At 71.7% G+C, this 23,514-nt stretch carries 23 protein-coding genes; 19 read left to right on the top strand and 4 right to left on the bottom strand.

Annotated features, from left to right (window positions below):
* Positions 1-6 precede the first annotated feature (6 nt).
* From FS825_RS09975 to FS825_RS09965, 3 genes are read left to right on the top strand one after another with little or no spacing between them, the layout of a single operon-like run.
* Positions 7-435, top strand: coding sequence for a fluoride efflux transporter FluC (locus FS825_RS09975; RefSeq protein ID WP_144712446.1), 429 nt, complete (start codon positions 7-9; stop codon positions 433-435).
* Positions 432-806, top strand: a complete 375-nt coding sequence (gene crcB / locus FS825_RS09970; protein WP_144712444.1) for a fluoride efflux transporter CrcB — start codon at positions 432-434, stop codon at positions 804-806. The genes FS825_RS09975 and crcB overlap by 4 nt, the downstream gene beginning before the upstream one ends.
* Complete coding sequence (locus FS825_RS09965) at positions 803-1,408, top strand: histidine phosphatase family protein (RefSeq protein ID WP_144712442.1); 606 nt, start codon at positions 803-805, stop codon at positions 1,406-1,408. Before crcB ends, FS825_RS09965 begins: the two co-directional genes overlap by 4 nt.
* An 82-nt stretch (positions 1,409-1,490) precedes the next feature.
* Here FS825_RS09965 and FS825_RS09960 read toward each other — a convergent pair whose 3' ends face one another.
* Positions 1,491-2,558 carry an FUSC family protein gene (locus FS825_RS09960; RefSeq protein WP_144712441.1) on the bottom strand — a complete coding sequence of 356 codons (1,068 nt, stop codon included), beginning with the start codon at positions 2,556-2,558 and terminating at the stop codon, positions 1,491-1,493.
* A 194-nt stretch (positions 2,559-2,752) separates the two neighbouring features.
* Between FS825_RS09960 and leuC the strand changes: the two genes are divergently transcribed.
* The 6 genes from leuC to FS825_RS09930 all read left to right on the top strand — a co-directional run bounded on the left by leuC (position 2,753) and on the right by FS825_RS09930 (position 9,268).
* Positions 2,753-4,219 carry a 3-isopropylmalate dehydratase large subunit gene (gene leuC / locus FS825_RS09955; protein ID WP_144712439.1) on the top strand — a complete coding sequence of 489 codons (1,467 nt, stop codon included), beginning with the start codon at positions 2,753-2,755 and terminating at the stop codon, positions 4,217-4,219.
* On the top strand, positions 4,219-4,815 hold the full coding sequence (gene leuD / locus FS825_RS09950) for a 3-isopropylmalate dehydratase small subunit (RefSeq protein ID WP_144712437.1): 597 nt from the start codon (positions 4,219-4,221) through the stop codon (positions 4,813-4,815). Before leuC ends, leuD begins: the two co-directional genes overlap by 1 nt.
* Positions 4,815-6,182 (top strand): UDP-N-acetylglucosamine 1-carboxyvinyltransferase, encoded by a 1,368-nt coding sequence (gene murA, locus FS825_RS09945; RefSeq protein WP_144712435.1) that lies wholly within the window; start codon positions 4,815-4,817, stop codon positions 6,180-6,182. The genes leuD and murA overlap by 1 nt, the downstream gene beginning before the upstream one ends.
* A gap of 5 nt (positions 6,183-6,187) precedes the next feature.
* The gene (locus tag FS825_RS09940) at positions 6,188-7,033 is read left to right on the top strand and encodes a lysophospholipid acyltransferase family protein (protein WP_260981110.1); all 846 of its coding nucleotides are present in this window, start codon (positions 6,188-6,190) and stop codon (positions 7,031-7,033) included.
* 91 nt (positions 7,034-7,124) lie between these two features.
* Positions 7,125-8,138 (top strand): NAD(P)H-dependent glycerol-3-phosphate dehydrogenase, encoded by a 1,014-nt coding sequence (locus FS825_RS09935; RefSeq protein ID WP_144712583.1) that lies wholly within the window; start codon positions 7,125-7,127, stop codon positions 8,136-8,138.
* A gap of 32 nt (positions 8,139-8,170) precedes the next feature.
* Positions 8,171-9,268: a D-alanine--D-alanine ligase family protein gene (locus FS825_RS09930; RefSeq protein WP_144712433.1), complete on the top strand. Its 1,098-nt coding sequence runs from the start codon at positions 8,171-8,173 to the stop codon at positions 9,266-9,268.
* Positions 9,269-9,286: 18 nt separating this feature from the next.
* Here FS825_RS09930 and FS825_RS09925 read toward each other — a convergent pair whose 3' ends face one another.
* A complete protein-coding gene (locus FS825_RS09925) occupies positions 9,287-9,772 on the bottom strand; it encodes a DUF3515 family protein (RefSeq protein ID WP_144712431.1) in 486 nt (161 codons plus the stop codon).
* A gap of 24 nt (positions 9,773-9,796) precedes the next feature.
* Between FS825_RS09925 and thiL the strand changes: the two genes are divergently transcribed.
* On the top strand, positions 9,797-10,786 hold the full coding sequence (gene thiL / locus FS825_RS09920) for a thiamine-phosphate kinase (RefSeq protein WP_144712429.1): 990 nt from the start codon (positions 9,797-9,799) through the stop codon (positions 10,784-10,786).
* A gap of 279 nt (positions 10,787-11,065) precedes the next feature.
* Here the strand turns inward: thiL and FS825_RS09915 are convergent, their stop codons facing one another.
* Positions 11,066-11,629, bottom strand: coding sequence for an RsmD family RNA methyltransferase (locus tag FS825_RS09915; RefSeq protein WP_144712427.1), 564 nt, complete (start codon positions 11,627-11,629; stop codon positions 11,066-11,068).
* Positions 11,630-11,726: 97 nt separating this feature from the next.
* Between FS825_RS09915 and FS825_RS09910 the strand changes: the two genes are divergently transcribed.
* The 7 genes from FS825_RS09910 to FS825_RS09880 all read left to right on the top strand — a co-directional run bounded on the left by FS825_RS09910 (position 11,727) and on the right by FS825_RS09880 (position 20,908).
* A complete protein-coding gene (locus FS825_RS09910) occupies positions 11,727-13,952 on the top strand; it encodes an ATP-dependent DNA helicase RecG (protein ID WP_144712425.1) in 2,226 nt (741 codons plus the stop codon).
* A gap of 27 nt (positions 13,953-13,979) precedes the next feature.
* Positions 13,980-14,474, top strand: a complete 495-nt coding sequence (coaD, locus tag FS825_RS09905; protein ID WP_144712423.1) for a pantetheine-phosphate adenylyltransferase — start codon at positions 13,980-13,982, stop codon at positions 14,472-14,474.
* A gap of 97 nt (positions 14,475-14,571) precedes the next feature.
* Positions 14,572-15,159 (top strand): YceD family protein, encoded by a 588-nt coding sequence (locus FS825_RS09900; RefSeq protein ID WP_313960537.1) that lies wholly within the window; start codon positions 14,572-14,574, stop codon positions 15,157-15,159.
* 47 nt (positions 15,160-15,206) lie between these two features.
* Positions 15,207-15,410 carry a 50S ribosomal protein L32 gene (gene rpmF / locus FS825_RS09895; protein ID WP_058728177.1) on the top strand — a complete coding sequence of 68 codons (204 nt, stop codon included), beginning with the start codon at positions 15,207-15,209 and terminating at the stop codon, positions 15,408-15,410.
* Between the two features lie 13 nt (positions 15,411-15,423).
* A complete protein-coding gene (rnc, locus tag FS825_RS09890; RefSeq protein ID WP_144712421.1) occupies positions 15,424-16,149 on the top strand; it encodes a ribonuclease III in 726 nt (241 codons plus the stop codon).
* A 4-nt stretch (positions 16,150-16,153) separates the two neighbouring features.
* Entirely contained in the window at positions 16,154-17,125 is a 972-nt protein-coding gene (gene mutM / locus FS825_RS09885) for a bifunctional DNA-formamidopyrimidine glycosylase/DNA-(apurinic or apyrimidinic site) lyase (protein ID WP_144712419.1), read from the top strand.
* A gap of 33 nt (positions 17,126-17,158) precedes the next feature.
* Complete coding sequence (locus FS825_RS09880; protein ID WP_144712417.1) at positions 17,159-20,908, top strand: AAA family ATPase; 3,750 nt, start codon at positions 17,159-17,161, stop codon at positions 20,906-20,908.
* A 197-nt stretch (positions 20,909-21,105) separates the two neighbouring features.
* Here the strand turns inward: FS825_RS09880 and FS825_RS09875 are convergent, their stop codons facing one another.
* Complete coding sequence (locus FS825_RS09875) at positions 21,106-22,134, bottom strand: TerC family protein (RefSeq protein ID WP_144712415.1); 1,029 nt, start codon at positions 22,132-22,134, stop codon at positions 21,106-21,108.
* 216 nt (positions 22,135-22,350) lie between these two features.
* Here FS825_RS09875 and ftsY point away from each other — a divergent pair, with 216 nt between their 5' ends.
* Entirely contained in the window at positions 22,351-23,220 is an 870-nt protein-coding gene (gene ftsY / locus FS825_RS09870; protein WP_144712413.1) for a signal recognition particle-docking protein FtsY, read from the top strand.
* 98 nt (positions 23,221-23,318) lie between these two features.
* Complete coding sequence (locus FS825_RS09865; protein WP_137767577.1) at positions 23,319-23,477, top strand: DUF4175 domain-containing protein; 159 nt, start codon at positions 23,319-23,321, stop codon at positions 23,475-23,477.
* Positions 23,478-23,514: the final 37 nt, after the last annotated feature.

Below are 23,514 nucleotides of genomic sequence, written 5' to 3'. Positions count from 1 at the left end.
AGCACCGTGTCCGACGCTCGTCCACCCCACCTCCGGTGGCGGTACCTCGGCCTCGTCGCGCTCGGCGGGGCGATCGGCACCGCCGTCCGGGCGCTCCTCGCCGAGGCCTTCCCCGCGCACGACGACATCAGCTGGACCATCCTCGGCATCAACGTCGTCGGGGCGTTCTGCCTCGGTCTCCTGCTCGAGGCGCTCGCGCACCGCGGACCCGACCGCGGCCGGCGCCGGACCCTGCGCCTGTTCGTCGGCACGGGTGTCCTCGGCGGGTTCACCACGTACAGCACCCTGGCCGACGACACCGCGCAGCTCCTCGTCGCCGGCAGGTGGGGAGCCGGGACCGGATACGCCCTGCTGACGGTCGCCCTCGGCCTCCTCGCCGTGACCGCCGGTGTCCTGCTCGCCGGGGCCGTCCGGCCGAAGGGCGCGGATCGGTGAGCGGTCTCGAACTGCTCCTCGTCGCGATCGGCGGGGGAGCCGGGGCGGCGCTCCGCTTCGTGCTCGACGGACTCGTCAAGGCGCGTGTGACGGGCTTCCCGCTCGGCACGCTCGTGATCAACGTCTCGGGATCGCTCGTCCTCGGGCTCCTCACCGGGATCGGACAGGCGGGCACGATCCCTGTCTCCGCGGTCGCGGTGCTGGGGACGGGCATGATGGGTGGGTACACGACGTTCTCGACGGCGAGCGTCGAGACCGTCCAGCTCCTCCGATCCGGCAAGCCCCGGCTCGCCGTCCTGAACGGCCTCGGGATGCTCGTCGTCTCGGTCGGCGCAGCCGCGCTCGGCCTCTGGCTCGGAAGGAACACATGACCTCGGAACGCCCCGGCGAACTCGTCCTCGTCCGTCACGGAGAGACGGAGTGGTCGAAGAGCGGTCAGCACACCGGTCGCACGGACATCCCGCTCACCGAGAACGGCATCGAGCAGGCGGAGCGCGCCGGTCGGTACCTGGCGGACCGCTCGTTCGCGCTGGCGCTGTCCAGCCCGCTGCAGCGCGCGCGGGACACCGCCGCGCTGATCGGTGTCGACCCGGAGCTGGACGAGGACCTGTACGAGTGGGACTACGGCGCGTACGAGGGCCTGACGACCCCGCAGATCAAGGTGCTCCGGCACGGCCCGTGGGATCTCTGGACCGACGGCGTGCCGGCGGGGGACACCCCGGGCGAGAACGCCGCCGAGGTCCGTGTCCGCGTCGAGCGGATCCTCAACCGTGCCCGCCCGGTGCTCGCCGAGGGGGACGACGCCGTCGTGGTCGCGCACGGACACGTGCTCCGTGCGCTCGGTGCCGCGTGGATCCGACTCGCTCCGCAGGACGGTGCGGTGCTCAAGCTCGGGACGGCGTCGGTGAGCGTGCTCGGGTACGAGCACGGCCGTCCGGTCATCGACGCTTGGAACATCCAGCCCCGCGACTGACGCGTCGGGAGGTGGAACCGGGCGTACCTGGTCGAACGGAACGACCAGGTACGCCCGGAACGACCGGGTACGCAGCCGCGCGTCAGACGGTGCGGACCGCCCCGGTCGCACCCAGAGCGCGCCCGCGCCGCCGCTCGATCCCGCGGCCGACCAGGAGCAGCGCGACGCTCACGAGCGCGCCGAGCACCGTCTGCGCGATGCGGTCGAGCGCGAGGAGCTCCGGCGCCTCGGGCAAGCTGAGCCACGACACCGCGAGGGCGAGCGGCGTGAGGAACAGCAGGGTGACGGCGTAGTGCCGCGCCACGAAGATCTCCGCGAAGAACTGCCCGATCACCGCGATGACGACGATCCACCACGCCGACGGCTCGAGCAGCAGGATCCCGACGGCGATCACTGTGCCGCCGACCGTGCCGACCACACGCTGGAACGCCCGGAGCACGGTGTGCCGCTGGCGGAGTGCCGGCAGCGTGGACACGACCGCGATGACGGCCCAGTACGGGTGCCCGAGGCCGGGGATCCCCTCCGCGATCGCTCCCGCGACGAGGGCGCCGACGACGTTGAGCCCGACGGTCTCCCAGAGCGCGGGCGTGCCGAGGACCGCGAGCGTCCGGTGCTTCGGCGCGGCGAGTGGGCGGAAGCGGTGCGGCGCCCGCGGGTGGAACACCCGGCGGAGCACCGACCCGGACATCGCCACGAGCCACGCCCACGCCACGGAGCCGATGATGATCGTGGCGACGAGCGGCACGTCCGACGGCTTGACGGGCACGAGCGCGGAGACGGCGAACGCGAACGTCGGGAAGATCGGCTGCGCGGGGATCGTCCGCAGCGTGCTGAGCGTGCACACCGCGAACACGAGCACCAGGACGAGCCCGACGGCCTGCATCCAGAGCTGCGACCCGGCGAGGGCGACGCCGAGTCCGGCGAACATGCAGATCGCCTGCATCGCACCGGCGACGCCGGTCGTCAGGGCGCGCTGCCGGTAGGGCTCGGTCGCGCCGAAGATGGCGGTGAACCCGGCGAACATGGCGAAGGCGGCGTACCCGGGCATCCCGAGCGCGATGAGCAGCGCGAGGGGTGCACCGCCGGCGATCGCGGCGCGTGCTGCGCCCTCGAGGTTGATGGTCCGGGTCGAGTGCGCAGGTGTCGTCATGTCGTGACCATCTTCCCACCGCGACGGGTGTCGCGGAGTCGACCCGCGCCTCCAGACCGAGGCGAACCCGCGCCGACGCCGCGCCGAAGCCGCGCCGGCACCCCGCGACCAGCGTTGGTATACCAACCTGCTAGACTCGCCGGATCACGCCGCGGACGCGGTGTCGTCACGAGGAACGAGAAGGGGTCGGGCACATGGGAAAGACGCTCGCCGAGAAGGTGTGGGACGACCACGTCGTGGTCAAGGGCGAGGACGGGAACCCGGACCTCCTGTACATCGACCTCCACCTCGTGCACGAGGTCACGAGCCCGCAGGCCTTCGACGGCCTGCGCCAGGCCGGTCGTCCGGTCCGCCGCCTCGACCTGACGATCGCGACCGAGGACCACAACACCCCGACCCTCGCGATCGACCGTCCCATCGCGGACCCGACCAGCCGCATCCAGATCGAGACGCTCCGCCGCAACTGCGAGGAGTTCGGCGTCCGCCTGCACTCGCTCGGTGACAAGGAGCAGGGCATCGTCCACGTGGTCGGCCCGCAGCTCGGTCTGACCATGCCGGGCATCACGGTCGTGTGCGGCGACTCGCACACCTCGACGCACGGCGCGTTCGGCGCGATGGCGTTCGGCATCGGCACGAGCGAGGTCGAGCACGTCCTCGCGACGCAGACGCTGCCGCTCAAGCCGTTCAAGACGATGGCCATCACGGTCGAGGGCACCCTGCGTCCCGGCGTCACGGCGAAGGACATCATCCTCGCCGTCATCGCGAAGATCGGCACCGGCGGCGGGCAGGGCTACGTGCTCGAGTACCGCGGCTCGGCGATCCGCGCCCTCTCGATGGAGGGGCGCATGACGATCTGCAACATGTCGATCGAAGCCGGTGCGCGCGCCGGCATGGTCGCCCCCGACCAGACCACCTACGACTACGTGCAGGGCCGCGACCACGCCCCGACCGGTCAGGACTGGGACGACGCGGTGGCGTACTGGGACACCCTGTCGACCGACGACGACGCCGTGTTCGACGCCGAGGTGTTCATCGACGCCGACGAGCTCGAGCCCTTCGTCACCTGGGGCACCAACCCAGGGCAGGGCGTCTCGCTGTCCGAGTCGGTGCCGGACCCCGCCGACTACAGCGACCCGAACGACCAGGCCGCCGCCCAGCGCGCGCTGGAGTACATGGACCTCGCCGCCGGGACCCCGATGAAGGACATCGCGGTCGACGCGGTGTTCATGGGGTCGTGCACGAACTCGCGCATCGAGGACCTCCGGGCCTTCGCGTCGATCATCCAGGGCCGGCAGAAGGCGCCGGGCGTGCGGGTGATGGTCGTGCCGGGGTCCGCCCGGGTGCGGCTCGAGGCCGAGGCCGAGGGGCTCGACGTCGTGATCAAGGAGTTCGGCGCCGAGTGGCGGTTCGCCGGCTGCTCGATGTGCCTCGGGATGAACCCCGACCAGCTCGCGCCGGGGGAGCGTTGCGCCTCCACCTCGAACCGCAACTTCGAGGGTCGGCAGGGCAAGGGCGGACGGACGCACCTGGTGTCCCCGCTCGTCGCCGCCGCGACGGCGATCCGCGGGACGCTGTCGAGCCCGTGGGACCTGCAGACCGACGACGAGATCGCCGCGCTGTCGGCGACGACCACCGAGACGACCACCGAGGGGACCATCTGATGGACAAGATCACCACCGTCACCGGCATCGCCGCGCCCCTGAAGCGCTCGAACGTCGACACCGACCAGATCATCCCCGCGGTCTACCTCAAGCGCGTCACGAAGACCGGCTTCGAGGACGCCCTGTTCTCCGGCTGGCGCCAGGACCCCTCGTTCGTCCTCAACCAGGCTCCGTACGACAACGCGAAGGTGCTCGTCGCCGGCCCCGACTTCGGCACCGGGTCGAGCCGCGAGCACGCCGTCTGGGCGCTCCGCGACTTCGGGTTCCGGGTCGTCATCTCGCCCCGCTTCGCGGACATCTTCAAGGGCAACGCCGGCAAGCAGGGCCTGGTCACCGCGATCGTGACCGAATCGGAAGTCGAGCGCCTCTGGGCTGCGATCGAGGCGAACCCGGGCATCGAGGCGACGGTGGACCTCGTGGCGCAGCGCGTGTCGCTCGGCGATGTGGACGTGCCGTTCGAGATCGACGCTTACACTCGTTGGCGGTTGATGGAAGGGCTCGACGACATCGGGCTCACCCTCCGTGACGAGACCGCGATCACGGAGTTCGAATCCCGCCGCTCCCGTTGGCGGCCGAAGACATTGCCGGTGAAGTAGTGAACTCTCTCGTACAGGACGCAGCAGCCGCAGGGGCGCGCGTGGGCCTCAAGTCGGACGAGATCGTCATCCGCGGGGGCAAGCCGCTCGTGGGGCGCATCGAGGTCCGCGGGGCGAAGAACCTCGCGACGAAGGCCATGGTGGCGTCGCTGCTCGGTGACACCCCGTCGATCCTCAAGGACGTCCCGGACATCTCCGACGTCAAGGTCGTCCGCGGGCTGCTCGAGGTGCACGGCGTGCGCATCACCGATCCTGCACGAGGCGAGCTCATCCTCGACCCGTCGAACGTCGAGTCGGCGCACTTCGCCGAGATCGACGCCCACGCCGGCTCGAGCCGCATCCCGATCCTGTTCTGCGGTCCGCTGCTGCACAAGCTCGGCGAGGCGTTCATCCCCGACCTCGGCGGCTGCCGCATCGGCGACCGGCCGATCGACTTCCACCTCGACGCCCTCCGCGCGATGGGCGCCGTCGTCGACAAGCAGCTCAACGGCATCCACCTGACCGCCCCGAACGGGCTGAAGGGCGCCGAGATCGAGCTGCCCTACCCGAGCGTCGGCGCGACCGAGCAGGTCCTGCTCTCGTCGGTGCTCGCCGAGGGCGTCACGGAACTGCGCAACGCCGCGATCGAGCCCGAGATCATGGACCTCATCGCGATCCTGCAGAAGATGGGCGCGATCGTCACGGTCGAGCCGAACCGCACCATCTTCATCGAGGGCGTCGAGTCGCTCCGGGGCTACACGCACCGTGCGATCAACGACCGCAACGAGGCCGCGAGCTGGGCCTCCGCCGCACTCGCGACGAACGGCGACATCTTCGTCGAGGGCGCGAAGCAGCAGGAGCTCATGACGTTCCTCAACGTCTTCCGCAAGGTCGGCGGCGGCTTCGACGTCCAGGAGGACGGGATCCGCTTCTACCGCGAGCGTGAGGTCCTCCGCCCCGTCGTCATCGAGACCGACGTGCACCCCGGCTTCATGACGGACTGGCAGCAGCCGCTCGTCGTCGCGCTCACGCAGGCCGAGGGCCGCAGCGTCGTGCACGAGACCGTCTACGAGAACCGGTTCGGCTTCACCGATGCCCTCAACGAGATGGGCGCCGACATCGTCGTCCACAAGGAGGGGCTGCCCGGCCACGACCGTCGCGTCGCCCGCCGCCCGTTCGAGCAGGCGGCCGTGATCACCGGCCCGACGAAGCTGCACGGCGCGAACGTCCGCGTCCCGGACCTCCGCGGCGGCTTCAGCCACCTCATCGCGGCGCTCACCGCCGAGGGTGAGTCCCACATCACGAACGTCGGCATCATCAGCCGCGGCTACGAGCACTTCATCCCGAAGCTCCGCAAGCTCGGCGCCGACTTCGACTTCGCAGGTTGAGCGCGGTGTCGTCTCCGCTCGCGGCTGACGGTCCGGAACAGCCCGGTGACGGCCTGGAGGCGCGGCGCACCCCCGCCTCGCAGGTCGCCACGGGCGATCCCGTCCCTGGGCGCCGGTGGCGCCGCGGTGAGCTGAACGCCGCGTTCCGCGTCGTCGCGTCCATCGTCATCCCGACGTTCCGGTTCTCCGCGCGGTACCGCTGGCACGGCCCGAACCGACTGCCGGCGGACGGCGCGTTCGTCCTCGCGCCGAACCACTTCACGAACATCGACCCGCTCGTGGTCGGCACGGCCGTGTGGATCTCGAAGCGGGCCCCGCGGTTCCTCGCGAAGGCGTCCCTGTTCAAGGTGCCCGTCTTCGGCAAGCTCATGTCGGGCATGGGGCAGATCCCCGTCGAGCGGTCCGGGCGCACGCGACTGAGCGACCCGCTCGGCGGCGGCCGTTCGCTCGTCGAGCAGGGCGGCGCGATCATCGTCTACCCCGAGGGCACCCTGACCCGCGACCCCGACCTCTGGCCGATGCGCGGCAAGACGGGTGCGGTGCGGATCGCGCTCGAGAACGACGTGCCGCTCATCCCGATGGCGCACTGGGGCACGCAGAACATCATGGCGCGCTACGGCAAGAAGCTCCGGCTCTTCCCGCCCTCCCGCGTCGACGTGATCGTCGGCGACCCGGTCGACCTGTCGGCCTACCGCGGTCGGCCGATCGACCAGCAGACGCTCGTCGAGGCCACGGCGCTCGTGATGGCCCGCATCACGGCGTTGCTCGAGGAGCTCCGCGGTGAGCAGGCGCCGGCCACCCGCTGGGACCCCGCGGCGAACAACCAGAAGGAGACCGGCAGGTTTGAGTGACCACGGCACGGGCCTCCGCCCGCACGAGGACCACCCGGACCCCGCGGTCGCCGCACCGGGCGCCGTCGACACCGCCGCCATCCGCGTGGTGATGCAGTCGACCGACAAGCCCCGCGTGGCCGTCATCGGGGCCGGGAGCTGGGGGACCACGTTCGCGAAGGTGCTCGCCGAGGGCGGCGCCTCCACGGTCGTCTGGGCACGGCGGCCCGAGGTCGCCCGGGAGATCACCGAGACGAAGCGGAACTCCGAGTACCTGCCCGGCATCAACCTCCCGCGCACGCTCACGGCGTCGACGTCGCTCGAGGCCGTGCTGTCCGGCGCCGAACAGGTGTACGTGTCGGTCCCGTCGCAGACGCTGCGCTCGAACCTCGCCGCGATCCGTGCGCTCCTCCCGGACGGCGTGCCGGTGGTCAGCCTCATGAAGGGCGTCGAGAAGGGCACCGGGCTCCGGATGAGCGAGGTCCTCCTCGACGGCCTCGGCATCGACCAGGACCGCATCGCCGTCGCGAGCGGCCCGAACCTCGCGCTCGAGATCGCCCGTCGGCAGCCGACCGCCGCCGTCGTGTCGTCCACGTCGGCCGAGACGGCGACAGCGGTGGCGGCCGTCGCCACGAACCCGTACTTCCGGTCGTTCATCAACACCGACGTCATCGGGACCGAGTTCGGCGGCGTGCTGAAGAACCTCATCGCCGTCGCGATCGGCATCGTGGACGGCGTCGGCTACGGCGAGAACACGAAGGCGTCGATCATCACCCGCGGCCTCGCCGAGATGACCGACTTCGCGGTGTCGCTCGGGGCGCAGCCGTCGACGCTGTCCGGGCTCGCCGGGCTCGGCGACCTCATCGCCACGTGCCAGTCGCCGCTCTCGCGGAACAACACCGCCGGACGGCTCCTCGGCCAGGGCTACCGCTTCGACGAGGTCGTCCGCCAGATGAACCAGACCGCCGAGGGGCTCGCGTCCGTCGCACCGATCCTCGAGCTCGCCGCGGCGAACGGCGTCGACATGCCCATCGTGGGGCAGGTCGCCGAGGTGCTCGCCGGTAGGCTCGATCCACGCAACATCGCACCGCACCTCACCGAGACCGACGAGCCCCAGGGCGAGTGACGGGTCCGGTCCCGACCAGCAAGGGGACTGCCATGCCCACGATCGCTTCCGCTCCCACGACCGTCGCCGTGCTGTTCGGCGGTCGGTCGAGCGAGCACGAGATCAGCTGCGTGACCGCCGGCGGGATCATGGACGTCGTCGACCGCACCGAGTACGACCTCGTGCCGATCGGGATCACCCGGGACGGCGCGTTCACGCTGCAGGCCGACGACCCGGCACAGTGGACGCTCCGCGACGGCGTGCTGCCGACCGTGCCGGACAACGGCACGCGCGTGGCGTTCCCGACCTCGCCCGCCACGAACGAACTCGTGGTCTCGCACCCGGACGGCTCGATCACGACGATCGCGGTCGACGTGGTGTTCCCGATCCTGCACGGTCCGTTCGGCGAGGACGGCACGGTCCAGGGCCTGCTCGAGATCGCCGGGCTGCCGTACGTCGGCGACGGTGTGCTCGCCAGTGCCCTCGCGATGGACAAGCACGTCGCCAAGGCCGTCCTCGAGCACGCCGGACTCCGGGTCGCCCCGTGGACGACGGTGCTCCGTCGCGAATGGGCCGCGGACCCGGTCGACGTCGCCGAGGCGATCGCCGCGCACGGGTGGCCGCTCTTCGTGAAGCCGGCGCGTGCTGGCTCGAGCATGGGGGTGTCCCGCGTGGACGACCCGGCGGAGCTCGGTGCCGCGATGGACCTGGCGTTCGAACACGACTCCAAGGTGATCGTCGAGCCCCGGGTCATCGGGCGCGAGGTCGAGGTCGCCGTGCTCGAGGGCCGCGACGGTGTGCCGCGCACGAGCCTGCCGGGCGAGATCGTCGTGGCCGAGGACGGCTTCTACGACTTCGCGTCGAAGTACCTCGGCGGGGACGAGTCCCTGCTCTGCCCGGCACCCCTGACCGATGACCAGACCGACGAGATCCGGTCGATCGGTGCCCGTGCCTTCGAGGCCATCGGCGGTTCCGGCCTGGCGCGGGTGGACTGCTTCCTCACCGACGACGGGTTCGTGGTGAACGAGGTGAACACGATGCCCGGGTTCACCCCGCTGTCGATGTACCCGCGCTGCTGGGCGGCGTCCGGGGTCCCCTACGGCGAACTCGTCACCGAGCTGATCGAGCTGGGGCGCGCCGCGGTCCGCTGACCGAGCTCGGGCTCCGGGTCAGCCCTGGACGTCGGACGGGTCCAGGCACTTGTGTCCGTCCTTCGGCAGCGTCGACACCGCGTCCGTGACGTCCTGCACCACCTGGTTCGTGGTCTTCGTCGAGTCGATCACGACCTGCACCGCCGGCGACCGTCCGAACGTCGTGTAGACGATCTGCTTCCCCCGGTCGTCCCGGATCCAGTCCACCCCGCCGAGCGAGAAACACGGCAGGTCCGAGACCGTCGGCACCGCGACACCGCAGTGGTACAGCGCCACCTCGGGGTCGCCCCACGCCGCGGTCGACTGCGCGTTCGTGTTCCGGAGGTCGAACTTCGTGTCCACCGCGGCCGGCAACCGGACCTGCGCGGCAGCACACGCAGCGGCGTCCGCCGAGGGCGCCGGGGACATCGCGACGGCGTTCGTGCAGCCGGTGAGCCCCGCCGCGAGGGCGACCACGAGCCCCACGATCGCGATCTTCCAGGTGGGGCGGCGCACGGTGTCCATCGCCGTCCAGGCTACCGTTCTCGTGTGGACGCGACGGACGAGGCCTGGGCCGGACCGAGGGTGGGGGACCTCGGCGAACTCGCCGTCCTCGACCGGATCGTGCGGCGGCTCCCAGCCGGTTCGCCGGTCGTCGGGCCGGGTGACGACTGCGCGGTCGTCGCCGCCCCGGACGGCCGCTTCGTGGTGACGACGGACATGATGGTGCACGGTCCGGACTTCCGGTGGGCGTGGTCCTCACCCGAGGACGTCGGGTGGAAGGCCGCCGCGACGAACCTCTCCGACGTCGCCGCGATGGGTGCCGTGCCGTCCGGGCTGGTGATCGCCCTCGCCGCGCCGCAGGACACCCCGGTGGCGGTGCTCGAGTCCTTCGCCGACGGGGTGCGGCTCGCCGTGGACGCCCTCGCGCCGGGGTGCGGTGTCGTCGGTGGTGACCTGTCCACCTCGGCCACGTTCACGGTCTCGGTGACCGCGTTCGGTGACCTCGAGGGACGTTCCCCCGTGCTTCGCTCTGGTGCCCGCGTCGGGGACGTCCTCGCGGTGTCGGGGGAGCTCGGCGCTGCTGCTCGCGGGCTCTCGCGGCTCTTCCGCGAGGGCGTCGACCCCGACGGCGAACCCTCCCGCGCGGCGACCATCGCGAGCGGGGCGGACCTCGACCCCGACGTCGCCCGGCAGCGGCGCCCCCGCCCGCCCATCGCCGACGGGCCGGTCGCCGGCCGGGGCGGGGCGACGGCGATGCTCGACCTGTCCGACGGTCTGGCGATCGACGCCGGTCGGCTCGCCCGCGCCAGCCGCGTCACGCTGTCGCTCGAGGCGGACCTCGACGAGGTCGCCCTGCACGGCGGCGAGGACCACGGGCTCCTGGCCACGTTCCCGGCGGGGATCCCGCTGCCCGGTGGCTTCCGGCGCATCGGGGTCGTGCGGGAGCGGGGTGCATCGGACCTCGTGCGCGGCGGCGTGCCCGTCGCGACCACCGGGTGGGACCCGTACGCCGACTGGGACGGCGCCGCGGGCTGACCCGCACGGCGCACGGTGCGCGACGTGCCCGCCGGGCGCGACCCGCGCCTCCCGACGTGCACGCACGGTGCGCGACGGGCCCGCCGGGCGCGACCCGCGCCTCCCGCCGGTGCGCGCGTTCGCGACACCGCACGCGTCGATCGACCGGTGCGGTGTCGGCCCATGCGCACGCATGGGTTCGTGCGCAGGGTGCGACAGGGCACGCGTCGATCGACCGGTGCGGTGTCGGCCCACGCGCGCAACCGACGCCCGCGCCCGCCGCCGCGGCCCGCGCGCGCGTCAGCCGCGCGCGACCACGGCCTCCCACGCCACGGTCTCGCCGTAGCTGCGCTTGCTGAACGGCTCGAGCCCGGCCGGCCACGTCGGCTCGTCCGACCGCTTGCTCCGCTCGACGATGACGACGGCGTGGTCCGTCAGCCGCGGCACGAGGGTCTCGAGCACCTCGGCGATCTCGTGCTCGGTGACGTCGTACGGCGGGTCGATGAACACCAGGTCGAACGTGCGCACGGTGCTGCGCAGGTAGCCGAGCACGGGCTGCGGCTGCACGTCGATCCGCACCCCCGGCACGCGCCGCTGCACGGCCTTCGCGTTCGCCCGGCAGGCCTCGGCCGCAGCGGACGCCCGGTCGACGAGCACGACCTCGACCGCACCGCGGGACGCCGCTTCGAGCCCGAGCGCGCCCGTGCCGGCGTAGAGGTCCGCCACGGACGTGTCGTCCACGAGCCCACGTGCCTCCAACGACGAGAACAGCGCCTCGCGCACGCGGTCGCTCGTCGGTCGGGTGCCGGACTTCGGCACCCGCAGCGTCGTGGAACCGGCGGCGCCGGCGATGATGCGGGTCATGCAGCCACCGTAGCGGCCCGGCGGCCCGCTCCCGGAGTTGTCCACAGGCCGGTCTGGAGGCGCGGGTGACGTCGGTCGCGCCGGGTACCGTTGACGTGTGGCCACGACCGGAACGACAACCGAGCCCGCGGCGCCGGACCTCGGCCCGGCACCGCTCGACGCGCGGCTCGCGAACGTCCTCGGCGGCCGGACGGCCAGTGCGATCGAGAAGGCGTTCGGGTACCGCACGGTCGGCGAGTTCCTCGAGCACGCGCCGCGCCGCTACGCCGAACGGGGCGCCCTGACGGCACTCGACTCCCTCGCGATCGGCGAGAGCGTGACGATCGTGGCCGAAGTCGTCGACGTCCGGGAACGCACGATGCGCGCTCGTCGCGGGTCCATCCTCGAAGCCAAGATCGGCGACGGCAAGGGCCTGCTCACGCTGACGTTCTTCAACCAGGGCTGGCGCACGAAGGACCTCGTGCCCGGTGCCCGCGGCATCTTCTCCGGCAAGGTCGGCGACTACCGCGGCGCCCGGCAACTGGCGCACCCCGACTACGAGCTCTTCGACCGTGACGACCCCCGCGCCACGGCCGACCCGGAATCCGAAGAAGCGATCCGCTGGTCCCGCCAGCCGATCCCGATCTACCCGGCGACCTCGACGCTCACCTCGTGGCAGATCGCCAAGTCGATGGCCATCGTCCTCGACACCCTGCCCGACGTCCCCGACCCGATCCCCGCCCGGGTGCGGTCGCGACTCGACCTCGTGCCGTTCCGACGGGCCCTCGAGCTGCTGCACCGCCCCGAGAAGGTGGCCGACTTCAAGCGTGCGCAGGACGCCCTGCGCTACCGCGAGGCGTTCGTCCTGCAGACCGCACTGGTGCAGCGCCGCATCGCCGCCAGGGCCACGGCCGCCACGCCCCGGACGGCGTCGCCGGGCGGGATCCTCGAACGCTTCGACGCGTCCCTGCCGTTCACGCTCACCGACGACCAGCAGGCGGTCGGCGCCGAGATCGACCACGACCTCGCGGGGGACTGGCCGATGCACCGGCTCGTCCAGGGCGAGGTCGGCTCCGGCAAGACCCTCGTCGCGATCCGGGCGATGCTCACGGTCGCCGAGTCCGGCGGACAGTCCGCCCTCATCGCCCCGACCGAAGTGCTCGCGGCGCAGCACCTGCGCTCGATCGTTAAGTTCCTCGGACCGGACCTCGCGGCCGAACTCCGCCCGGTGATCCTCACCGGTTCCCAGTCGACCGACGAACGTCGTCGGGCGCTCCTCGCCGCGGCGTCGGGCAGTTCCCGGCTCGTCGTGGGGACGCACGCACTGCTCGGCGACCGCGTCGACTTCGCCGAGCTCGGGCTGGTCGTCGTCGACGAACAGCACCGCTTCGGCGTCGAGCAGCGTGAAGCCCTCCGCACGAAGGGCGCGACGCCCCCGCACGTGCTCGTCCTCACCGCCACGCCGATCCCGCGCACCGTCGCGATGACGGTCTTCGGCGACCTGGACGTGTCGACGATCACCGGACTGCCCTCCGGCCGAGCCGGCGTCGAGACCTTCACGGTGGGCTTGGCCGAGCACCCCGGGTGGGAGTCCCGCATTTGGACCCGCATGGCCGAGGAACTCAGCGCCGGTCGACAGGCGTTCGTGGTGTGCCCGGCGATCGACGACGCCCACGCCGAAGACGACGGCGAGTCGGCTCCCGACGGCGATGACGAAGCCCCGAAGCGCGCCCCGGCGACGGTGCTGGCGACCGCCGAACGGATGCGCACCATGCCGGTCCTCGACGGCCGTCGGATCGCGGTGCTGCACGGTCGGATGACGGCGGACGAGAAGGACCGCGTGATGACGTCCTTCGCCGCGGGCGACATCGACGTCCTCGTCGCGACGACCGTGATCGAGGTCGGTGTCGACGTCCCGAACGCCTCGATGATGGCGGTCCTCGACGCCGACCGGTTCGGTGTCTCGCAGCTCCACCAGCTCCGCGGACGCATCGGTCGCGGGCAGTACGCCGGTGTGTGCCTCCTGGTGACCGCCGCCGAGCTCGAGACGACCTCGCGGGAACGCGTCGACGCGGTCGCCGCCTCCGACGACGGCTTCGAGCTCGCGCGGGTGGACCTCGAACTCCGGCGCGAGGGCGACGTCCTCGGCGAACGGCAGTCCGGCGGCCGGTCGTCGCTCAACCTCCTGCGCGTGGTCGAGCACGCCGACCTCATCGTCGACGCGCGCGAGGAAGCGGAGCGCGTCCTCAAGCCGGACCCGCAGCTCGACGGCCACCCGGCCCTGCGGGAAGCCCTCGCGCGGCGACTCGACGAGTCCGACGCCGCGTTCCTCGGCAAGAACTGAGCGCGCGGACTCGGTATCGTCGCTGCCATGGCGCAGATCGCGGTGGTCCCCGGTTCGTTCGATCCCGTGACCCTCGGGCACCTCGACGTGATCGGTCGAGCGGCGGGGCTGTTCGACGAGGTGCACGTCCTCGTCGTGCACAACCCGGACAAGAAGCCGGCGATGTTCGAGGCCGTCGACCGCGTGCGGCTCATCGAGGAGTCCCTCGTCGAGACCGGCGTGCCGGACAACGTGCGGGTCGGGGAGTGGACCGCCGGACTCCTCGTCGACTACTGCCGGCAGGTCGGGGCGACGGTGCTGGTCAAGGGCGTCCGTTCCGGCGAGGACGTGGCGTACGAGACGCCGATGGCGATCATGAACCGGCACCTGGCCGACGTCGAGACGGTGTTCCTCCTGCCGGAGGCCGCTCGGGCGCACGTGTCGAGCTCCCTCATCCGGCAGGTCGCCTCCCTCGGGGGCGACGTGTCCCCTTACGTGCCCCGGGTCGTCGCGGACGCGCTCCACGAGCACACCGGGCGCTGACGCCGCCGAGGGCCCGCTCCGGGCGCTGACGCCGCGAGGGTCCGCCCCGGCGCGCCCGCCTCGACTCGGCGGCCCGATCGCTGTAGGCTCGTCGATCGTGTCTTCCCCCGTGAACAGCCCCTACGCCCTGCGCGTGCGCGACCTCGCGCACCGTCCGGGCGAGATGCGCGAGCACTCGCTCGACATCGAGGTGCCGGACGCGATGGGCGCCGGTGTGATCGCCGTGCGTCCCGGCGCCGAGATGCGCATCGACGTCCGGCTCGAGGGCCTGCACGAGGGTGTCCTGGTGTCCGGGCACGCGTCGGCCGAGGCCGAGGGGGAGTGCTCCCGCTGCCTCATCGAGATCACCGAACCGGTCGAGGTCGATTTCGCCGAGCTCTTCGCGTATGATGCCTCGGAGGATTTCGACTTCTTCGTTCGCGATGACCACGTGGATTGCGAACAGGTCGTTCGAGATGCGGTGGTGCTGGCGCTGCCGTTCCAGCCGGTCTGCCGACCGGACTGCCCAGGCCTCGACCCGGTGACGGGCGAACGACTGGCCGACATCGGTGAGCACCGCGCTTCCGAGGTCGTGGACCCGCGGTGGGCGGCCCTCCAGGGGCTCGCCCTCGCCGACGAAACCAGCACGACCACGCCCCAGACCACCGAGGGTCAGGAGCGGTCCGACGCCGACCAGGCCGACTGACCGCCGCCCTTCGCCACTGACCACCGACCAACCGAAAGAGAACCACCATGGCCGTTCCCAAGCGCAAGCAGTCCCGTGCCAACACGCACGCCCGTCGTTCGCAGTGGAAGGCCGCGCCGGTCCAGCTCGTGAAGACGATCGAGAACGGCAAGGTCACCTACAGCCTCCCGCACCGCGCGAAGGTCGTCGAGGACTCGGCCGGCACCGCCCTGTACATGGAGTACAAGGGCCGCAAGGTCGCCGACGTCTGATCGGACCGAACGCATGACCGCGACGTCCGGCGCCACGGGGTCCCGCCCCGTGGGGCCGGACGTCGTTCGTCTGCGTGACCTCCTCGGGGCGGACATCGACCTCGAACTGCTCGAACTCGCCCTGACGCACCGCTCGTACGCGTACGAGCACGGCGGCATCGGGCACAACGAACGCCTCGAGTTCCTCGGCGACTCGATCCTCGGCCAGGCCGTGACCGTGAAGCTCTACCGGTCCTTCCCCGACCTCGACGAAGGCGACCTGGCCAAGCGTCGGGCGAGCCTCGTGTCGACGGTCGCCCTGGCCGAGATCGCCCGGATGATCGGGCTCGGCGCCTACCTCCGCCTCGGCAAGGGCGAAGAGCAGACCGGCGGCCGCGACAAGTCGTCGATCCTCGCGGACACCGTCGAAGCCGTCATCGGTGCGACCTACCTCTCCGCGGGACCGGACCCGGCGACGGCGCTCGTGCTCCGGCTCGTCGAGCCGCTGCTCATCGACCCGGACCGCTTCGGCGCCGCGATGGACCCGAAGACGAGCCTGCAGGAGCTCGCGTCGAGCCTCGCGCTCGGCAACCCGTCCTACCGCGTGACCGAGGCCGGTCCGGACCACGACAAGACCTTCCACGCGACGGTCGTCCTCCAGGGCGAAGACGTGTCGACGGGCACCGGGTCGAGCAAGAAGACCGCTGAGATGGCCGCCGCGCTGCAGGCGTGGACGCGCCTGTCCGGCCGGGTGGCCTGACCGCGTGCCCGAACTCCCCGAGGTCGAGGTCGTCCGTGCCGGCCTCGAACCCGCCGTCACCGGCGCCCGGATCCTGCACGTGGACGTCGTCGACGACCGCGCCCTCACCCGGCACGACGGCCCGGCGGAGGACTTCGCCGACCGCCTGACGGGTCGGACGATCGCCGCCGCCGTGCGTCGTGGCAAGTTCCTCTGGATGCCGCTCCAGCCCGTGCACGCCGACGATCCGGCCGAGGCGCTCGTCGCGCACCTCGGGATGAGCGGCCAGATCCTGCTCGGTCGCGGGCGCGAGGCCGCGAAGCACCGCCGGATCCTCCTCGACGTGCAGCCAACCGGCACCGACCGCGACGGCGCCGCGGAGCCGCCCGTCGAGCTCGAGTTCGTCGACCAGCGGACGTTCGGCTCGATGGCGATCGACCCGATGGTGCCGACGATCGACGGTGCTCCCGCGGGGTTCGGCGGACACGTCGACGAGACCGACCCGGACGCACCGTGGCGTCGGAGCATCCCGAAGCAGGTGTCCCACATCGCCCGGGACCCCCTCGACCCGGCGTTCGACGACGACCGGTTCGTCGCGATGGCACGGAAGCGCTCGAGCGGCATCAAGCGGGTGCTCCTCGACCAGGGCGTCGTGAGCGGCATCGGCAACATCTACGCCGACGAGTCGCTGTGGGCCGCGAAGCTCCACTACGACCGAGCCGCCGACCGCCTGACCCGTGCCGACCTCCGGACGCTCCTCGTCGAGGTCCGGGCGGTCCTCGGCCGGGCGCTCGAGGACGGCGGCACGAGCTTCGACGCGCAGTACGTCAACGTGAACGGGCAGTCCGGGTACTTCTCGCAGCGGCTCGCCGTGTACGGGCAGCAAGGGAAGCCGTGCCCGCGCTGCGGCGCCACGATCGTGCGCGAGGCCTTCATGAACCGGTCGAGCCACCGTTGTCCCGTGTGCCAGCCACGTCCCCGGGCGCGCACGCGTTAGCCTGACGCGCAACGAGACCTCCCGGAGACCCGCATGTACTTGAAGAGCCTGACCATCAAGGGGTTCAAGTCCTTCGCGCAGCCCACGACGTTCGCGTTCGAGCCCGGTGTCACCTGCATCGTCGGCCCGAACGGCTCGGGCAAGTCCAACGTGGTCGACGCGCTCGCCTGGGTGATGGGGGAGCAGGGGGCGAAGACCCTCCGCGGCGGCAAGATGGAGGACGTCATCTTCGCGGGCACCTCGACCCGCGGACCGCTCGGTCGCGCGCAGGTGCTCCTCACGATCGACAACTCCGACGGCCTGCTGCCGATCGAGTACTCCGAGGTGACGATCTCCCGCACGCTGTTCCGCAACGGCGGCAGCGAGTACGCGATCAACGGCGAGAACTGCCGCCTGCTCGACGTCCAGGAACTCCTGAGCGACACCGGGCTCGGCCGTGAGATGCACGTCATCGTCGGCCAGGGGCAGCTCGACCGGGTCCTGCACGCCACCCCGGAGGACCGCCGCGGCTTCATCGAGGAAGCCGCCGGGATCCTCAAGCACCGCCGACGCAAGGAGAAGACCCTCCGCAAGCTCGAGGCGATGCAGACGAACCTCACGCGCCTGTCCGACCTGGCGGGGGAGATCCGCCGCCAGCTCAAGCCCCTCGGCCGCCAGGCCGAGGTCGCGCGGAAGGCGCAGTCCGTCGCCGCGGTCGCCCGCGACGCCAAGGCCCGGATCCTCGCTGACGACGTCGTCCGCCTGCGCCGCGAGCTCCACGAGCACCAGGAGATCGAGACCGGCCGGAAGTCCGAGCGGATCGTCCTGCAGGAGCGCCTCGACCAGACCCGCGCCCGCCAGCAGCACGTCGAGCAGAGCATGGTCGGCGACGACGTGGACCGCGCCCGGACGGTCGTGCACCGGCTCGAGAGCGTGCAGGAACGGCTCCGCGGACTGTCGAGCCTCGCGACCCAGCGCCTGATGTTCCTCGCGCAGCAGGCCGACGCCCCGCAGCAGGGCCCGACGATCACTCCGGAGCGGGTGCAGGGCGTCCGGAACGAGGCCGACCGGCTCGAAGCCCAGGCGGCCGAGATGACCCGTGGCTCGGCCGGGGTCGCGCAGCGCGTGCAGGACGCCCGCGCCGCCCTCGACGCGCTCGACGAACGGATCGCCGCCCAGGCCGCGCTCGTGTCGCAGCACGACCTCGAGGCGCAGCGGCTCGCGTCCGCGGTCGAGGTCGCCCGGTCCCGACGCGGGTCGGTCGTCGCCGACCGCGAGCGCCGCGAGCGCGCCCTCGCCGAGGCCGGTGAGCGTGCCGAGCGTGCCGCAGCGGCCCTCGCCGAACTCGGCACGGACCCGTCCGAAGGCGTCGACGAGGACGCCCTCGCCGCCGCACTCGTGTCGGCCCGCGACGAGCAGGAGACGGCACAGACCGCCCGCGACGAGCACCGCGACCGCCTGCACGCCCTCGAACGCGAACGGGACGCCCTGGACGCCCGCGTCGCCGCGCTCAGCATGTCGATCGACGTGCGGGACGGCTCGCAGGCGCTCATCGATGCCGGTCGCGCGGGCATCGTCGGCCGGCTCGCGGACAGCCTCACGATCGTGCCGGGGTTCGCGGGCGCGATCGCCACCGCCCTCGACGGACTCGCCGACGCCGTCCTCGCCGACGACCGGACGGTCGCGCTCGATGCCGTCGCGCACGCCCGGTCCGCGGACATCGGCCGGATCGACGTCGTCGTCGCCGACGCCGACCCCGCGACGATCGGGACCACCCCCGCCCTGCCCGACGGGCTGCCCGCCGGCGTGCGCCGCGCGCTCGACCTCGTCCAGGGACCGCCGGCGATCGCCGCGATCCTGCGGGACACGCTGGTCGCGGAGTCGGACGACGTCGACCTGGAGGCGGTGCTCGCGGCCGCCCCGCACGCCACGGTCGTGACGCGGTCCGGTGACCTCGTCCGTGCGGTCCGCGTCACGGGCGGCGGGGAGCGCGTGACGTCGCGCATCGAGCTCGTCGCGGAGCGCGACGACGCGGTGGACCGTCGCGAGTCGGTCGCACGCGACGCGGAGGACGCGGCCACGCGCCTCCAGGCCGCTCGCGCCGCCGTCGAGGACGCACGCCGCCAGGCGGACGAGGCCGACGCTGCATCCCGGGCGCACGCCCGGGCCAAGGCCGAGTACGACCGGAGCAGCGCCTCCACGCGGGCGAAGGCCGAGAACGCGGTCGCCGAGGTCGAACGGCTCCGGGCGGCCCTCGCCGAGACGGACGGTGCCGTCGAGGCGGCTGCGGCGGCCCTCGACGAGGCCGAGCAGACCCACCGTGCCTTCACCGAGCGTCCGCGTCCGGTCGTCGACGCGTCCGAACGGCCCGGGCTGCAGGACGCGCTCGAGGCCGCTCGTGCGGCGGAGATCGAGCAGCGCATCCAGGTCGAGACCGTGCGCGAACGGGTGCGGTCGGAGCGGAACCGTGCCGCCGCGCTGCAGCGACAGCTCGAGTCCGAGCGTGCCGCGGCCGAGGAAGCCGCCCGGCGGGCGGTCGTCCGACGCGGGCAGATCGCCGTCGCCGAGAGCGTGCTGGCGGACCTGCCGGTGCTGCTCGGTGCGGTGGACCGGTCGCTGGCCGAGGCCCGCGTGCGGCTCGCGTCCGAGGAGGCCGAGCGCTCGAAGCGGAACACCGAGCTGCAGACCATCCGGAACGAGGAGCGCGAGCTCCGGGACCGCCTGCAGACCATCACCGACGGGGTGCACTCGCTCGAGATGGAGATCTACGAGAAGAAGCTGCACGTGTCGGGTGTCCTCGACCGGGCGCAGAGCGAGCTCGGGCTGGTCGAGGCCGTGCTCGTCGCCGAGTACGGGCCGCACGTGCCGGTGCCCGTCGACGTGCTCATCGACCCGCGGGTCCTCGCGCGGCGGCACCGTGAGGCGGAGCGCGCCGCGGCCGCCTCCGCAGCCGAGGCAGCGGGCATCCAGTCGACGACGGACGAGACCGATGCCGAGACCGACGCCGACACCGACGTCCCGGAGCTCGTGGACGCGGAGTCCACCCTGCCCGGCGGCCCCGCCCTGCCGGAGTTCGACAGCACCGACGAGGTCGACCCCGCCGACGTCGAGACCGTGCCCTACGACCGTGCGGAGCAGGAGCGTCGGCTCAAGGCGGCCGAGCGTGACCTCGGTCAGCTCGGCAAGGTGAACCCGCTCGCGCTCGAGGAGTTCCAGGCCCTCGAACAACGGCACGCGTTCCTCGCCGAGCAGCTCGAGGACCTCCAGAAGACCCGCACCGACCTCATGACGATCATCGACGAGCTCGACACGAAGATGCAGTCGATCTTCGACTCCGCGTTCTCGGACACCCGCGAGGCCTTCGACGTCATCTTCCCGATCCTGTTCCCCGGCGGCTCGGGGTCGATCACGCTCACGAACCCGGACGACCTCCTGCACACCGGCATCGAGGTGCAGGTCAAGCCCGCCGGGAAGAAGATCGACCGGCTCACGCTGCTGTCCGGCGGGGAGCGGTCCCTGGCCGCGGTGGCGCTGCTCGTGGCGATCTTCACCGCCCGCCCGTCGCCGTTCTACATCATGGACGAGGTCGAGGCGGCGCTGGACGACGCGAACCTCGGGCGCCTGCTCACGGTGTTCGAGCGGCTCCGGGCGTCGTCGCAGCTCATCGTCATCACGCACCAGAAGCGCACGATGGAGATCGCCGACGCGCTGTACGGCGTCTCGATGCGGCAGGACGGGGTCTCCGCCGTGGTCGGCCAGCGCGTGCAGAAGCGCGAGCCGGAGCCGGCCGAGGCCGTCGCGTAGCGCGCCCGCGCGCTCGCTCAGCCCGCGATTCGGCGGGCGTGCTCCGAGTCTCGGCCTGAGCGACACTTCTCGCGCTCCGCATCGCGAGAACTGTCGCTCAGCCCGAGATTCGGCGGGCGTGCCCCGAGACTCGGGCACAGACGGACGGGAGGCGCGGTGCCAGCTGGCACCGCGCCTCCCGTCCGTCAGCAGTCGCGCTACTCCGCGTCCGCCGCCACCGCGTCCCGCGGCTGCCCCGTCGGGGTGAGCCCGCGCTCCGCGCGGCGCTTCGAGACCACGAGCGACGCGACCGTCGCGACGGCGATCGTCAGCGCGATGAAGCTCAGCGAGAACCAGATCGGGATCTCCGGGGCCCACTCGATGTGCTCGCCGCCGTTGATGAACGGCAGCTCGTTGACGTGCATGGCGTGGAAGACGAGCTTCACGCCGATGAACCCGAGGATGACCGCGAGGCCCTGCCCCAGGTAGATGAGCCGCTCGAGCAGCCCGGCGATGAGGAAGTACAGCTGCCGGAGCCCCAGGAGCGAGAACGCGTTCGCGGTGAACACGATGAAGGCGTCCTGCGTGAGGCCGAAGATCGCGGGGATCGAGTCGAGCGCGAAGAGCACGTCGGTGAGGCCGATCGCGACCATGACGAGCAGCATCGGCGTGAAGAGCCGCTTGCCGTCGACCTTCGTGGTGAGGCGGTCGCCGTCGTAGTCCTTCGACGTCGGGATGACGCGGCGGAGCACCCGGATGAGGCGGGAGTCGCCCTCGTCGGCGTCGTGTTCGTTGCCGCCCCGTGCCTGCGACCAGGCGAGCCAGAAGAGCAGCGCACCGAACAGGTAGAACACCCACGAGTAGTTCTCGATGATCGTCACGCCGAGGGCGATGAAGATCCCGCGGGCGACCAGGGCGATCGCGACGCCGACGAGGAGCACCTTCTGCTGGAACTCCTTCGGCACGGCGAAGCTCGACATGATGATGAGGAAGACGAAGAGGTTGTCGACCGAGAGCGCCTTCTCGGTGAGCCACCCCGCGAAGTACTCACCGCCGGCCTGGTGTCCGCCGAACACCCAGATGCCGACGCCGAACAGGACGGCGAGGCCGATGTAGAACGCGGACCAGAACGCCGATTCGCGGATGTGCGGCACGTGGGGTGTCCGCACGTGCGAGTAGAAGTCGAAGACCAGCAGCGCGAGGATGCCGGCGATGGTGAGCAACCAGACGAAGAGTGGGACGTCCAACGGGTTCCTTCAGGTGAGGGCGCGACCAGCTGGTGGGTACGCCGAGGCCTGAAGGTCTCTTCCGTCACGGCCCGTCCGATGTCCGGGTCACGACCGGCGCCCCGGAGCCGGATCGTTCCGGCCCGTACTGACGGGGACACCGAGGAGGAATACTCCCCTTCGTGTCCACCAGCCTACCGGGCACAGCGGACATGTGGTGCGCTCTAAGCTGGGAGCATGGCGAGTTCCTGGTCACTGTCCTCCCGGCTGCGCGGGCTGTTCCAGCGCAAGACGATCGACGAGACCACGTGGGACGACCTCGAGACGGCGCTCATCGGCGCGGACTTCGGGCCGGACATCTCCGAGGAGATCATCGAGGACCTGCACGCGCGGGTCGACCGGTACGGCACGACGGACCCCGCCGACCTGCAGCGCATGCTCCGCGAGGTCCTCGAAGAACGGCTCTCGAAGCTCGACACCACCCTCAAGCTCAGCGCACGGCCGGCCGTCGTGCTCGTCGTCGGCGTGAACGGCGTCGGCAAGACCACCACGATCGGCAAGTTCGCGAAGTTCCTGAAGACCTACGACCGCACGGTGCTGGTCGGGGCGGCGGACACCTTCCGCGCCGCAGCCGTCGAGCAGGTCGCCACGTGGGCCGAGCGCGCCGGCGTCGACGTCGTCCGGCCGTCCCAGCCCGGGCAGGACCCGGCATCGGTGGCGTACCAGACCGTCGAGCAGGCCATCCGCACCGGCACCGAGATCGTGGTCATCGACACCGCGGGCCGGCTGCACACCAAGGCCGGGCTGATGGACGAGCTGTCGAAGATCAAGCGCGTGGTGGAGAAGCAGACCGAGATCGCCGAGGTCTTGCTCGTCCTCGACGCCACCACCGGTCAGAACGGCCTCGCACAGGCGCAGGCGTTCATCGAGGGTGCCGGCGTCACCGGGCTCGTCATCACGAAGCTCGACGGGTCCGCCAAGGCCGGGTTCGTGCTCAGCGTGCAGGAGAAGACCGGCATCCCGATCAAGCTCATCGGGCAGGGCGAGGGGATCAACGACCTCACCGGCTTCACGCCGCACGTGTTCGTGCAGAACCTGGTCGGCTGAGCGCTCGTCCGGGGGCGAACGCGGACGCCGTTCCGCGTGTACCGTCTCGCTACGGCCCGGGCATCCGTCCGGTCTCGTTCCAGGGATTGGAGACCCTCATGCCCGCTCTGCTGATCATCGCGATCATCGTCGGCCTCGTCCTGCTCTTCAGCGGCATCTTCGTCGGTGCGCTGAAGTTCCTGCTCTGGGTGGGCATCGTGCTCATCCTGCTGGCGGTCATCGGCTGGCTCCTCCGGAGCATCCGCGGCCGCGCGTAGCGACCAGGCGCCCTGTCCCAGGGCAACGTCGGACGGG

Origin of the sequence: Curtobacterium pusillum (assembly GCF_007680845.1) — a bacterium.
Taxonomy (GTDB): Bacteria; Actinomycetota; Actinomycetes; order Actinomycetales; family Microbacteriaceae; genus Curtobacterium; species Curtobacterium pusillum_B.
The sequence above is the reverse complement of the archived record's forward strand: the minus strand, read 5'-3'. Positions and strand labels throughout refer to the sequence as shown.

Coding starts and splice junctions, on each gene's coding strand:
- FS825_RS09965 (WP_144712442.1), top strand. CDS start 803: ATGACCTCGGAACGCCCCGGCGAACTCGTCCTCGTCCGTCACGGAGAG.
- FS825_RS09960 (WP_144712441.1), bottom strand. CDS start 2,558: ATGACGACACCTGCGCACTCGACCCGGACCATCAACCTCGAGGGCGCA.
- leuC (WP_144712439.1), top strand. CDS start 2,753: ATGGGAAAGACGCTCGCCGAGAAGGTGTGGGACGACCACGTCGTGGTC.
- leuD (WP_144712437.1), top strand. CDS start 4,219: ATGGACAAGATCACCACCGTCACCGGCATCGCCGCGCCCCTGAAGCGC.
- FS825_RS09935 (WP_144712583.1), top strand. CDS start 7,125: ATGCAGTCGACCGACAAGCCCCGCGTGGCCGTCATCGGGGCCGGGAGC.
- FS825_RS09930 (WP_144712433.1), top strand. CDS start 8,171: ATGCCCACGATCGCTTCCGCTCCCACGACCGTCGCCGTGCTGTTCGGC.
- FS825_RS09925 (WP_144712431.1), bottom strand. CDS start 9,772: ATGGACACCGTGCGCCGCCCCACCTGGAAGATCGCGATCGTGGGGCTC.
- FS825_RS09915 (WP_144712427.1), bottom strand. CDS start 11,629: ATGACCCGCATCATCGCCGGCGCCGCCGGTTCCACGACGCTGCGGGTG.
- coaD (WP_144712423.1), top strand. CDS start 13,980: ATGGCGCAGATCGCGGTGGTCCCCGGTTCGTTCGATCCCGTGACCCTC.
- rpmF (WP_058728177.1), top strand. CDS start 15,207: ATGGCCGTTCCCAAGCGCAAGCAGTCCCGTGCCAACACGCACGCCCGT.
- rnc (WP_144712421.1), top strand. CDS start 15,424: ATGACCGCGACGTCCGGCGCCACGGGGTCCCGCCCCGTGGGGCCGGAC.
- FS825_RS09880 (WP_144712417.1), top strand. CDS start 17,159: ATGTACTTGAAGAGCCTGACCATCAAGGGGTTCAAGTCCTTCGCGCAG.
- ftsY (WP_144712413.1), top strand. CDS start 22,351: ATGGCGAGTTCCTGGTCACTGTCCTCCCGGCTGCGCGGGCTGTTCCAG.
- FS825_RS09865 (WP_137767577.1), top strand. CDS start 23,319: ATGCCCGCTCTGCTGATCATCGCGATCATCGTCGGCCTCGTCCTGCTC.